Below are 12,726 nucleotides of genomic sequence, written 5' to 3' on the forward strand. Positions count from 1 at the left end.
CGGAGATGTGGGCGTTGATCATGTGGGCGGCGTGCCGAGCGGAACGCGCTCTCAGCTGTGCCGCAGTGGTCCCGGACTCCATAGCCCGCTGCGCGTGGCGGTGCCCAGATCGAGCCGGGCCGGCTGCGCGTCGGGATAGAACAGGTTCAGTCGCTGCAGCGCGCCCCAGTCGCGGAACCAGTCATCCTTGAGGTAGGTCGGCACCGACGTGGCGCGGAACAACAGCTCGCTGATGCCCAGCGGGCCGCCACCGATGTTGTCCATCACCGGCGAGTTTGCTTCGGCGCCGAACCGGTCGGGCAGGATCCGCCACTTGGGCACCTCGGTGACGCCGTACTGATGCCCGAAGGGCCGCTGGCAGGGGAATGCCATCCCGACGAGCCAGTCCAGCAGCACCGGATCCTGCGATCCGACGACGTCTTGCAGGGTTTGCAGCTGCGGGATCCGCGGCGGGGTCAGCGCGATCCAATGGGTGGGAGAGAGGTCGTCGTCATTGGCCACCAGCCGGATCCGGGTGGCGTCGGTCGGGATCGCCGATAGCGGAGCGCGCAGGTTGCGCCATGCGGGCGCCGCACCCACATCGCCGAAAGTGATGGATCCCTCAGCCTCGGCGTCGGCGGCGTCGCCGGTGGTCCACTGCACGGTCAGATCGTTGGGGTCGAAGCGCCCGGCGGCAGCGACCACCAGCAGCGGCCCGTCCTGATCCCGTGGTGGCAGCGGGTACCACGCGGTGCGCAACAGCGCCGGTTGCTGGGCACCGCTGCGCCAGCTGCCCATCACCGGGGTGCGGGCCGGATCGAGTCCGAACGGCAGCCGGGCGCGGGAGCCGTTGACACCCGCCGAGGGGGTGATACCGCCTTCTGAACCCTCTTCGCCGCCGGTGTCATTCGAATCCGAGGTATCGGCGAAATTGTCGTCCTGTTGGCCCGTTACCGGGTCCGCCGATACGTCGATCGGGATCCCGTTGGGGTTGAAACCTGTTGCGGTGCCGGCAGCCAACCCATCAGCGGCCGATACTCCGATCGGTGTCAGCACGCCGGCGTTCGGGTCTTGTTCCACCAGGACGTCATTGGCCAACCCGCACGTCTTACCGGTCAGCGCCTCCAGGTTCGACCGGCCGACACTCCAGGCCGGGTACTGCGCGGTCATCGCCAGCGTCAAGGAAAGAACTTCGAAGAACACCAACGCCCAGGCGGCAAGCATCAACGGCGCCTGGGTGATTCGCCGCCAGCGGGGTCCAGCCCGGTCTGTATCGTCGGCGGCGGATTCAGCAGGTTTGTTGAAGTGCAACCAGGCGGCCACCAGCAGGGCCAGCACCGACAGTCCGAGCAACATGGTGGTGAAACCAAAATGCCACTCCGGGAACGAATTCGACCATGGCACACCAAAGTTGGACACGTACCACCATCCGTTGACGGTGGCGAAGGACAAGGCGGTCAGGAACAGGACAACGGCGGCGAACATCGCCCGGTTGCGTTTCGAGCGCATCGCGGCCGCACCGACGGCAACCGCGGCCAACGCGCCCAGTGAGCCTGCCAGGCCGGCGAAGACCCCGAAGTGGTGGGTCCACTTCGTCGGGGTGAACATCATGGCCAAAAACGAGATGATGGTGATACCGATGATGCGCAGGCTGGGACCTGCTGCGGTACCGGATATCCGGCCCTTCCGCAACGTCATCGCCACCGAAACGACAAGTGCCAGTAGCAGGGTCAGTACCGCGAAGCGCCTGGCCACCGAACCGTCGGGGCTGGTGGTGAACAACCGCTCGTAGCGGATGTGCTCGTCGAACCAGGCCAGGCTGGGACCGACGGCGGATTTGAAGGAGTTGGCCTGCAGCTCACCGATCAACGTCTGGTCGCGGAAGATCAAAATGATGGTGACGGTGCAGGCAGCCAGGATTGGCGCCAGCAGTGCCAGGTAGCCGAAGCGTGAAGTATGGCGCGCGACAATCGTTTTGAGCGGTCCGATGGCGACCAGCAGGGCGCCGACGGCGGCGATACCGGTGGGTCCGGAGAACAAAGTCAGTGCGCCGATGATGATGGCGATAGCCACCGGGAGCAGCCGGCTGGTGGCGACACCGCGCTCGACGGAGCACCAGGTCAACAAGATGCCGAGGGCGATGATCGGCTCGGGCCGCAGGCCGTTGTTCAGCGGCAGCCAAAAGGCCAGGAACATACCCGCGGCGGTCCACGCGGCGATGCGGTTGCGTTTGACGGCGTCACCGAGGCGCGGGATGACCTCCCGGCTGATCACCCACCAACAGGCCAGTCCGATCAGCAGGGTCGGTAGCCGGACCCACACGCTGTGGGTGCTGACATGTGCCCATAGCGCCAACAGGTCGTAGTACCAGCCGAACGGTGCTTCCGGTGTGCCGAACCAGCGGTAGTAGTTGGCCATATAGCCCGCGTGCTCGGACACCCTGGCCATCGTCAGGATGTAGCCGTCGTCGGCGGTGTTGGCGCCGACGAAATGCCACCACACCAGGGCCGCGGCGACCAGACCGTCCAGGGGTTTGATCGACCACCAGCGCGACGGCAGGAATCGGCGGTGCCGCATCCCGTCCGCGGTGTCGAGGACGTGCAGTGCACCGAGCGCAATCACCGTCAGCGCGACCCCGAGGACCATCGCCAGGGTTTTGACCCAGGTCGGCGAACTGCTGTAGCGGGAGTCGATGGTGGCGGAGAACTTCAGCCCCGGCGGCGCTGGGCCGGACAGATCGGTGAACACCCCGACGATCTGGGGCCGGAAGTCGTAACCGCTGCGCTCCCCCCGCACCGGCTGGCCAGGATCATCGTCGGTGGGCCCTTGCACCAGACCCACGAATTCGCCGGTGACCTTATCGGCTTTGGCGGTGAAAACCAGCTGCTGGCAGGCGGGGCTGAGCACCTGGCTCAGCGGGGCGGTGACGACGGGGGTGTTCCGCACGATGACCAGCAGGTTGTTGCCGACCCGCTCGATCAGCAGGCCGCGGTCGATGGCCTTCGGTGCTTGTTTGGGCACGGTGGAGAGCAGGACGGTGCGACCGGCGTTACCCGGTCCGGTCAACCCCGCGGCGGCCTGGCAGGGGATGGTGATGGTCAGGTCGGTGGCGACGTAGCCGATCAGCGGCGCGGTGACGCTGTTGAGCTCGCCGTTCTGTGGCCAGTTCAGCTCGGCGGTGGTCTGGGTGACGGGCAGGAACGGCGTGGCGATCGCCAGCAGTGCGCCCAGTAGTCCGGCGACGATGGCCACCATGCGGGTAGTCCGATGGTTCATCCCGGGGCGGGTCACGGAGCTAGATGGTAGATCCCCCGGCTGAGGGGGTGCGTCGGTAGCCATCAACCGGCCTGCCTGATCGCCAGCACGAACGGTCCGATGGTCTTGACGGTGAAGTCAGGACCATCGAACAGTGCTGAGGCCAGGTCGACGGTGTAGCGGCGCACGTTGGGCTGGTTGGGGTAGACGTCCTCGGCCAGGCGCAGCGTGTAGGAATCCCCAGCGCCGCGGCGCATCAGGAAGACCGTCGGCGCCTCCCACGGCAGGTCGTCGAGCGCCTGGGAGAATTTGTCGGCGGTCTTGATATCGGCCCAGCTTTCGATCGCGGCGGACCGCTTCTCGAACTGCGCCAAGGGATTCGCATAATGCGATGTCAGACCCTGAAAGCCCAGGTAGGGGTAAAACGACAGGAAGCTGTAGTCGGCGGTGAGCACGACGGTTTCGTCGCGCGGGCGGCCCGTCGCCGCGCTGATCGCGGCGTCGATCTCGGCGTAGTACTTCTCCGCACCGGGCGGTCTGCGGTCACCGCGCACGCCGTCACCGTCGGTGTCGGTGTAGGCGACGTCGAGGTCCGGGCGCAGCACGTCGGGGATGTCCTGGCTGAACGCGACGGCTCCGGCCAGCCCGATGGCCGCGGCCACGGTGATGAGGTTGCGGTTCCATTTAGCGGCGGCGACCTGGGCGACCTCGATGAAGCCGAAGGCGCCCGCTGCGGCCAGCAGCACCGTCAGCGTCGGCTGCAGCCGGAACGACAGCAGCGTCGTGCCGACCAGCGTGGTCACCATCGACAGCAGCGACCACAGATAGAAGGTGACCACACCCATCGCCAGCGCACCGGCCCGCACCGATGACCGGGCGCGCAGGATCAGCCAGAGGGTGCCGAGCATGCACAGCGCACCCAGCAGCGAGAACTGCAGCATCGGGAAGGTCAACACCGCCCCGTCGGCGGGTAGGTAGTGCTGCGCGCTGCCGGTCCCGCTGAGCGGCTCACGGGCGGCGCGCAGCAGCCACGGCAGCCAGGTGATCAAACCGATCGCAATCGCGATGACGCCCATCACCGTCAGGCGGATGAGTGGCGCAAGCTGGCGCCGTGCGGCCGCAAGTAGCACCGCCATCAGCACCACGGTCAGCGCAGAGAGCCCGAGCAGAAGGGTGTAGAACGTCGCGGTGACGCCGAGGAAGATGCCGACCCCGACGACAGCCGCCCAGCCGCCGGGGTGTGCGGCTCGAAGTCCCGACCACGCCAGCACCAGGACCGGCGGCAGCAGCACCGTGAGGATCGCGCTGTAGGGCTCGGGTGACGCGTACGCCAGGGTGACCGCTGCTGTCGCGGTCGTGACGATCAGCGCGTATTCGAAGCGGATCAGCTTGGACCACAACACGAATGCCAGCACTACGGCGATGGCCATCGACGTGATCGCCCACAGCTTGTACATCTCCCACGCCGGGACACCTGTCAGCGCGGCCGCCCGCCCGCCGATCCAGAACCAGCCGGGCGGATAGAACGGTGGCAGACCGGCGTACGTCATATCGCGTAGCGCCGCGCTGTCGGCCAGCCGGGTCAGGTATTCGGTGCGGAACTGCTGGTCTACGGAGATGCCGAACAGGTACAACTTCGTCGCACCGAGTGGCATCGCGATGGTCGTCACGGTGAACGCAGCCAAAAAGACCACCGCCGTGGCATGGGCGAGCAGTCGGCGACCGCGTCGCCACAACAGGCCTGCGACCAAGAGGCCTGCCAGGCAGATGAATTGACCGACTGTGGTCAGTGCGTGCAGCTGGTTCGACGACGGAAACGCAGGCCATTGGACGCGGCCGATAGCGATCAGTGCCACAGCCGACAGCAGCACAGCGGCAATTGCCGCCACCACCATGTGGCCCACTGTCCTGCCGGCACCTGCCAGCGCGGTTCTCATCTCAGATGGGCAGTTTGCGGAAGATGGGTCGGGGGATGTGCCGCAGCACCATCATCACGTAGCGGAATGCGCCAGGTGCCCAGACCAGGTCTTTACCTTTCGCTGACGCGGTGACGGCGAGGTTGGCCACGTATTCCTTGTCGACCGTCAGCGGCGCTTCCTTGACATGGGCGCTCATGCGGGTGCGGACTTGGCCGGGCCGGATCACCAACACACCAACTCCGTACTCGCGCAACGCTTCCCCGAGTCCGAGGTAGAAACCGTCCAGGCCTGCTTTGGTGGAGCCGTAGACGAAATTGGAGCGACGCACCCGTTCGCCCGCGGCCGAGCTCATCGCGATGATCCGCCCTGACCCCTGCGCCCGCATCTTCTCACCGACCAGCACGCCGACGGAAACTGCTGCGGTGTAGTTGATTTCGGCGATCTGGACAGCTTTGCGCTGGTTCTGCCACAGCTCCTCGGCGTCACCGAGCAGGCCGAAAGCCACGATCGCGACGTCGATGTCTCTTCCGGCGGCGCCGCCGCCCCAAGCGGCGTCGATGACGGCGGGGTGGGTTGCGGTGGCGACGGCGTCGAAGTCGATGACCTCCACCGATTTCGCGCCGGCCTTCTCCAGCTGCGCGACGGCCGCGTCCCGGCCGGGATCGTTTGGCAGCGCGGCGAGCACGATTCGCGCCGGTGCATCCTGCAGGTAGCGCTCGCAGATGGCGAGCCCGATCTCAGAGGTGCCGCCCAGAAGGAGGATTGTCTGGGGATTTCCGGTGGCATCAAAAACCATCTAGAGCAGCTCCAAGCGTCGGGCCATATCGGAGACGAACACCCCATTGGGGTCGACTTTACGGCGCACGGCGATCCATTCGTCGATGCGCGGGTACATGGCATGGAAGGTTTCCGCGGTGGTGCGGGAGTCTTTTGCGGTGTAGAGCCGGCCGCCGAATTCCAGTACGCGCCTGTCGAGTTCGGTGAGTAGCGCACCAACACCGGGCTTGGTGGGAAAGTCCATCGCCACATTCCAGCCGGCCATCGGAAAGCTCAACGGCGCTTGGTTTCCGGGTCCGAACAGCTTGAAAACGTTCAATGCCGAATAATGGCCACTGGCTTGGATGTCGCGGATGATCTGCTTGAACTCTTCGACAGCGGACAGTGGGACTAGGAACTGGTACTGCAGGAAACCGGCAGGGCCGTAGCCGCGGTTCCATTCGCCGATCAAATCCAGCGGGTGGTAGAACTGCGTCAGATTCTGGACCTTGCCGCGGTAGTGCCCGCCGCGCCGGTAGTAGAGCTCACCGATGGTGCTGAGGGTCAGTTTGTTCATCAGCCCGTTGGGGAAGATATCGGGCACCGTGAGTAGTTGTGGCGCATCGAATTTCAGCGGATCCCGGGCCAGCTTTGCGGGAAGTTCGTCGACGCGAGCCAGGCGTCCGCGGGTGATGGCGGCGCGACCAAGCTTCGGCGGCGCGCTGATAGCGTCGAACCACGCGCTGGAATAGGTGTAATCGGCCTCGCTGCCATCGCTGTGGAATGCGACGGTTTCGTCAAGGTTTCCGGTGACGTCGCCGTCGTTGATGAAGTAAGCGGTTTCGGTCGGCGTCATCGCGATGGTGGCCCGCAGAATGATGCCGGTCAGCCCATTACCGCCCACGGTGGCCCAGAACAGTTCTGCTTCGTCGCCGTCGGGAATGAGGTGTCGGATCTCGCCGCTGGCCAGTAACAGCTCCATGGATCGCACGTGGTTGCCGAAACTGCCCTCGCTGTGGTGATTCTTGCCGTGAATATCGCAGGCAATCGCACCGCCGATCGTGACCTGCCGGGTGCCCGGCAGCACCGGAACCCAGAGTCCGAACGGCAGTGCCGCCTTCATCAGTTGGTCCAGGCTGACACCGCCGTCCACGTCGACCAGACGGGTCTCGGCGCTGATCGAGTGAATCTTGTTGACTGGAGTCATATCGATGACGAGCCCGCCACCGTTCTGGGCGTTATCGCCGTAGGACCGTCCGAGGCCGCGGGCGATCACCCCTCTCGTGCCCCGGTCAGCGGCGTGCGCCACCGACTGGGCGATCACGTCGAGGTCCGGGGTCGAGAGCACCTGGGCGACGGTTGGCGCGGTGCGGCTCCAACCGGTCAGCCGTCGCGGAGTCGTCAATACATCAGTGCTGGACATCGTGAAAGAGGGTACCGCGCGCGCCCCGGCGTTCAGTGCAGCCGGAAGATCACAGCTCGCTGAACGATGAAGTTGATCACCGTCGCAGTGCCCTGGGCGATGACAAATGCCACCGGCAGTCGCCAGGGTTTGTCGTCGAAGGAGACGACGAAAATGTGGTTGATGCCCACCTGAATCGCGAAGGTCAGACCGTAGAGCACCATGACCGCGATGAACCGCGACCGGCTCGGCGGAGCCTGGAAGGTCCAGCGCCGGTTGATCAGGTACGCGGTGGTGGTTCCGACGATGAAGCTGATCGCCTTGGCGAGGTCGAGTTGTACGCCGAACACACTGAACATCAGCAGATACAGGCCGAAGTCGACGATCGCCGACAGGCCACCGGTGACCAGAAATCGCCACACCTGTGTCATCAGACTCAGTCGGGCGTCCTCGGGGGGCAGTGCGGCCATCGCGCGAGCCTAGCGAGTCGACCGATGCCGGCGAGGAACGAGCCGGTTGAGGAGCGAGCGATTGGATTGAGCGGGAGGGGTTGGCTGCAAGAATGGACGTGTGCAGGATCTGGTCGAGGCGTGGCGTGACTTACTCGCCCCCTACCGCACAGCGGGCGATATCGAGATGACGGGCCGCGCTGTGCTGGCCCGGTGGGCTGAGCCACACCGGCGCTATCACACCCTCGAACATCTGCGGGGGGTGCTGGCAGCTGTCGACGAACTTGCGCCCGCGGTTCTGACCACAGCCGGCGACGTCGATGCCGTGCGACTGGCGGCGTGGTACCACGATGCCGTCTACGCGTGCCGGTCCGATGACGAAGAGCAGAGTGCCCGGCTGGCCGAGGCGGACCTCGCTGCGTTGGGGGTGGCCCCTGAGCTGGTCGCCGAGGTAGCCCGGCTGGTCCGGCTGACCGTCGAACATGACCCGGCGCCCGACGATGCGAAGGGCGCGGTGCTTTCCGACGCGGACCTGGCGACGCTGGCTCTGCCGCCGCAGGACTACTCGCGCAACGGCGAGGCGATCCGGGCCGAATACGCCCACGTGCCCGAGGCCCAGTTCCGCGCGGGCCGGGTGCCCGTCATCAAGGCACTGCTGGCAGCACCCGCGCTGTATCGGACACCGGCGGCCCGGCGCCGGTGGGAACAGGCCGCCAGGGCGAACCTGACCACCGAACTGGCGGCGTTAGGCCAGTCCGCTACCGAGTAGCGACGAGCTCAGCACTGCGCAGAGCGCGTCCACCGCCCCGGCGAACGCGTGCTCGGCGGGCGTGCCGAAGTTCACCACCACCCCGTCAGGCCGAGGCACGTCTGGTCCGGCCAGCGGGTGCCGCAGCCGGGACAGGCCGGCGATGCCCACCCCGGCGTGAGCTGCCCTGCGCAACACCTCATGCTCGGTGCCGGCGGGCAGCATCAGCAACAGGTGCAGCCCGGCGGATACCCCGCTGATGGTGATGGCAGGGCGCAATGGCGCGAGCCGCTGGATCAGCGCCTCGCGCCTGCGGCGGTAGGTGTTTCGCATCCGGCGGATGTGCCGGTCATACCCTCCGCTGGTGATGAAGTCCGCCATCGTCAGTGCTGCGACGCCGTCGACGTACCACTGCTGGCCGCCGTCGGTGGCCAGCACGTCGTCGATGAGGTTCGCGGGCAGCACCATCCAACCCATCCGCAAAACCGGGGTCAGGCTCTTACTGGTCGACCCCAGATAGATCACCCGGTCGGGATCGAGGCTCTGCAGGGCGCCGATCGGCTGGCGGTCGTAGCGGAATTCGCCGTCGTAGTCGTCTTCGATCACGTAGCCGCCGGTGCGTTGCGCCCAGTCGACGATCGCCGTGCGACGTGAGGGGTGCAGCGGCACGCCCTGCGGATAGTGATGGGCGGGGGTCACCATCACCGCCGGTGTGCGCAGCCGATCCAGATCGGCGACCACCGCGCCCAGCTCGTCGAAACCGATGGGCACTGTCGGCACCCCCGCCGCCGCGATGCAATCGCGAAAGATGAAGAGGCCGTATGCTTCCAGCGCCATCGGGGCATCCGCACCGAACATCCGCGCCAACACCGCGACAGCATGGCGGGTGCCGGCAGTGATGACGACGGTCTCCGGTGACACCCGGACGCCGCGGGCCCTCGCCAGGTACTCGGCGACCGCGATTCGCAGTTCGGCTCTGCCGCGGGGGTCCCCCATCCGGAACGCTTCAGTCGGCGCGGAGTTGAGTGCGCGGCGGGTCGAGGCCAGCCAAGCCGCGCGGGGGAAGGCCGAGACGTCGGGGGAGCCGGGCAGCAGGTTGTGGGTCGGTTCGCCGTGGGCGCCTCGAGGGCGGGCGGGCTGCTGTGTACCGGTCGCGTTGACCACCCAGGTGCCCGCACCCTGACGGGACGCCAGCCAGCCCTCGGCGACGAGTTCGGCGTAGGCGTCGGCGACGGTGTTGCGCGCCAAGCCGAGGTCGGCGGCCAGCCTGCGGGACGGTGGCAGCACGGTCCCCGTCGCCAGTCGGCCCGAGCGCACCGCGTCGCGCAGTGCGCTGATGAGGACGTCGCGCACGCCGCGGCTGCCGGGGGTGATGGGCTGGCCCAGGTCGAGGTGCAGATCGCTGCTATTGGCCCACGAACTCACTGTCAAATTGAACCATGGCGGTAGGCCTTTGCGGGCCTAGCGTTGTCACCATGACCGACACACTTGTTAAGCCTGCTCACCGCATCAACTTGAACCGCGTTTCGCCTGAGGTCTACGAGGCGATGCTCGCGCTGAGCAACGCCGCGTCCAAGGACATCGATCCCGGCCTGGCCGAACTGATCAAGATCCGGGCTTCGCAGCTGAATCACTGCGCGTTCTGCCTGGACATGCACACCCACGACGCCCGTAAGCGCGGTGAGACCGAGCAGCGCATCTACCTGCTATCGGCCTGGCAGGAAGCCGCTGAGCTCTACACCGAGCAGGAGCAGGCCGCCTTGGCGCTGACCGAGGAGATGACCGACCTGCCCAGCGGGGACCATGTCTCCGACGAGGTGTACGCCAGGGCCGCGGCGGCCTTCACCGAGCGCGAACTGGGCCAGGTCATCGCGATGGCAATGACGATCAACGCCTGGAATCGGATCGGCGTCACCACCCGGCTGCACCCGCCGCACCGGCACTAGAGGTCTTTTGGCCTCTGCCCGATGCCCTGCGTCCCTTCCGGGTGTGGGCGCTCCGCGCAGACCATGAGTTATGACCATTGACACCGACCCGGTGACGTTGCTCGACTACGACGAAAGCTGGCAGTTGATCTCGGCGATGTCGCTGGGCCGGCTGGTGACCGTGGCGGCGGGGCGACCGGAGATCTTCCCGGTGAACTTCGTCGTGCAGCGGCACACCGTGTTGTTCCGCACGGCCGAGGGCACCAAATTGTTCACTGCCGCAGCCAACGACCAGGTGCTCTTCGAAGCCGACGACCACAATGTCGCCGACGGCTGGAGCGTGGTCATCCGGGGTACCGCGCGGGTGCTGACCACCACGGCCGATATTCACGAGGCCGAGCGGGCGGGGCTCTATCCGTGGGTCGCCACCGAGAAGCTGCGGTTCGTCCGCATCACGCCGTCTGAGATCAGCGGGCGGCGGTTCGTTTTCGGGCCCGAGCCTGACGTGGGTTCTGTCACTGGGTGACGCCGGGCAGTCGTTGCGCGCATCTCGGATGAGCCCATCTTGTCGGTGGGTTGATTTAGAATCGAACACATGTTCGATCAGGTGTTGCCGGAGCCCGCGGTGTTGTCTGCGGTCTCTGATGGTGAGCTGATCGGGGCGATCCAGGGGTGGGCGCGGGCCTCGGCGGCAGCGGATGCCCGCCGGTTGGCGGCGATCGCCGAGCTCGCCTTACGGCGCTGCGGGGATGTCGATGACGAGCGGCACTCCTGGGTGTGTGATCCGACTGCGTCTGCGGCAGCGGAAGTGGCCGCGGCATTGAATATCGGTCACGGTCGAGGGGTGGGGCAGCTCAGGCTGGCGGTCCTGTTGCGTGATCAGCTCCCGAAGATCAATGCCCTGTTTTTGGCGGGGTCGATCGATTACAAGATGGTCAACACGCTGCGGTGGCGCACTCTGCTCGTTGATGACGATCGCGTGCTCGCCGCTGTTGATGCTTCTCTGGCCGACAGTGTGACCGGTTGGGGCCCGCTCTCGGATGTGAAACTGGAACAGAAGATCGACGCGATCATCGAGGCCGTCGATCCTGAGGCGGTGCGCCGGTTGCAGACCGCGGCGCGCAGCCGCGATATCACCTTCGGCGATCCCAACGACGCCACCGGCACCACCTCTTTCTGGGGGCGGCTGCTCGCTACTGATGCCGCGATCGTCAAACAACGCCTCGATGTGATGGCCCACGGTGTCTGCAAAGACGATCCGCGCACACTGCGCCAACGACTCGCCGACGCCCTGGGGGCGTTAGGTGCGGGCTCGGATCATTTGGCGTGCCGGTGCGGTGCCCCGACCTGCCCGGCGGCCGGCGATGACCGGCGGGCCACCAATGTGTTGGTCCATATCGTCGCTGACCCCACGGTCCTTGATGCTGTGCCCGATCCCGGCATGCACGGTGAGGGATCCACGGCCACCACTACCGCGACCCCATCCGAACCCACACTTGAACCCGCCCCCCAACCCGAGCCTGCGACCGGGTCCGCTCCTGCGGTGCAGCCGGTGCGGGTGCGTCGCCCTGGTCCGGGGATCATCTTGGGTGGGGCGATCGTGCCGGCCCCGCTGCTGGCGGAATTGATCCGCGACGGCGCCACCGTCCGGTATGTCAGCACTCCGGGACCTGATGCCGAATCGCATTACCGGCCGTCGGCGAAACTGGCTGAGTTCATCTGGATGCGCGATATGACCTGTCGCCACCCGGGCTGTGATCGGCCCGCGGACCTCTCCGATATCGACCACACCCTGCCCTGGCCGCACGGTGCTACCCACCCCAGTGATCTCAAGTGTTACTGCCGGATTCATCATTTGCTCAAAACGCACTGGTCCGGCGCCGGTGGCTGGTCAGACCGGCAGTTTCCCGATGGCAGGGTGGAAGTGACGACCCCGTCGGGCAAAACGTTCACCACCAAACCCGGCGCCACCTTGTTGTTCCCGGGCTGGAACATCACCACCAGCCAGGCGCCACCGACCCGGCATCCACCGAAACCACCCGATCAGAGCGGGTTGGGTGTGCCCAGACGAAAACGCACCCGCGCCCAAGACCACGCGTACCGCATCACAGCCGAACGCGAACGCAACGCTGCCTTCATTGCCGCAACCCGAGCCCGGGCCGCAGAAGCGAGAGCGCTACGCGCCAAACGCGACGCCGCGAAGGCGCACAACGACAACGAACTCCACTGCTGGGAACTCGACGCGCCCACCACAAAGTACGGCGACGACCCACCACCGTTCTAACGGTGATCA

The 12,726-nt window shown here is 66.3% G+C and carries 10 protein-coding genes; 4 read left to right on the forward strand and 6 right to left on the reverse strand.

The genetic code is table 11. From position 1 onward, the window contains the following. Positions 1–51: 51 nt before the first annotated feature. Genes ADBZ9O_RS03970 through ADBZ9O_RS03990 form a run of 5 tightly spaced genes read right to left on the reverse strand, consistent with a single transcriptional unit; the run spans position 52 to position 7,781 of the window. The gene (locus ADBZ9O_RS03970; protein WP_526528605.1) at positions 52–3,318 is read right to left on the reverse strand and encodes an arabinosyltransferase domain-containing protein; all 3,267 of its coding nucleotides are present in this window, start codon (positions 3,316–3,318) and stop codon (positions 52–54) included. Continuing rightward, positions 3,318–5,129: an arabinofuranosyltransferase gene (locus ADBZ9O_RS03975; RefSeq protein ID WP_526532811.1), complete on the reverse strand. Its 1,812-nt coding sequence runs from the start codon at positions 5,127–5,129 to the stop codon at positions 3,318–3,320. The genes ADBZ9O_RS03970 and ADBZ9O_RS03975 overlap by 1 nt, the downstream gene beginning before the upstream one ends. A 43-nt stretch (positions 5,130–5,172) precedes the next feature. Next, positions 5,173–5,949, reverse strand: coding sequence for a decaprenylphospho-beta-D-erythro-pentofuranosid-2-ulose 2-reductase (dprE2, locus tag ADBZ9O_RS03980; protein WP_526528607.1), 777 nt, complete (start codon positions 5,947–5,949; stop codon positions 5,173–5,175). Next, on the reverse strand, positions 5,950–7,332 hold the full coding sequence (gene dprE1 / locus ADBZ9O_RS03985; RefSeq protein WP_526528609.1) for a decaprenylphosphoryl-beta-D-ribose oxidase: 1,383 nt from the start codon (positions 7,330–7,332) through the stop codon (positions 5,950–5,952). It abuts the gene before it with no gap. Positions 7,333–7,364: 32 nt separating this feature from the next. Further along, entirely contained in the window at positions 7,365–7,781 is a 417-nt protein-coding gene (locus ADBZ9O_RS03990; RefSeq protein ID WP_526528611.1) for a GtrA family protein, read from the reverse strand. Positions 7,782–7,881: 100 nt separating this feature from the next. On the opposite strand from ADBZ9O_RS03990, the gene ADBZ9O_RS03995 reads away from it, so the two are divergent. Next, the gene (locus tag ADBZ9O_RS03995) at positions 7,882–8,529 is read left to right on the forward strand and encodes an HD domain-containing protein (RefSeq protein ID WP_526528613.1); all 648 of its coding nucleotides are present in this window, start codon (positions 7,882–7,884) and stop codon (positions 8,527–8,529) included. On the opposite strand, the gene pdxR is transcribed toward ADBZ9O_RS03995, so the two are convergent. Next, positions 8,506–9,933 (reverse strand): MocR-like pyridoxine biosynthesis transcription factor PdxR, encoded by a 1,428-nt coding sequence (pdxR, locus tag ADBZ9O_RS04000; protein ID WP_526528615.1) that lies wholly within the window; start codon positions 9,931–9,933, stop codon positions 8,506–8,508. The two genes, ADBZ9O_RS03995 and pdxR, sit on opposite strands and share 24 nt — an antisense overlap. Positions 9,934–9,983: 50 nt before the next feature. On the opposite strand from pdxR, the gene ADBZ9O_RS04005 reads away from it, so the two are divergent. The 3 genes from ADBZ9O_RS04005 to ADBZ9O_RS04015 all read left to right on the forward strand — a co-directional run bounded on the left by ADBZ9O_RS04005 (position 9,984) and on the right by ADBZ9O_RS04015 (position 12,717). Further along, the gene (locus ADBZ9O_RS04005) at positions 9,984–10,454 is read left to right on the forward strand and encodes a carboxymuconolactone decarboxylase family protein (protein WP_526528617.1); all 471 of its coding nucleotides are present in this window, start codon (positions 9,984–9,986) and stop codon (positions 10,452–10,454) included. 70 nt (positions 10,455–10,524) lie between these two features. Then, positions 10,525–10,959, forward strand: coding sequence for a pyridoxamine 5'-phosphate oxidase family protein (locus ADBZ9O_RS04010; RefSeq protein WP_526528619.1), 435 nt, complete (start codon positions 10,525–10,527; stop codon positions 10,957–10,959). Positions 10,960–11,028: 69 nt separating this feature from the next. Beyond that, positions 11,029–12,717 carry an HNH endonuclease signature motif containing protein gene (locus ADBZ9O_RS04015; RefSeq protein WP_526528621.1) on the forward strand — a complete coding sequence of 563 codons (1,689 nt, stop codon included), beginning with the start codon at positions 11,029–11,031 and terminating at the stop codon, positions 12,715–12,717. The last annotated feature ends 9 nt before the right edge of the window (positions 12,718–12,726 follow it).

The organism is Mycobacterium sp., from assembly GCF_965229105.1.
Taxonomy (GTDB): domain Bacteria; phylum Actinomycetota; class Actinomycetes; order Mycobacteriales; family Mycobacteriaceae; genus Mycobacterium.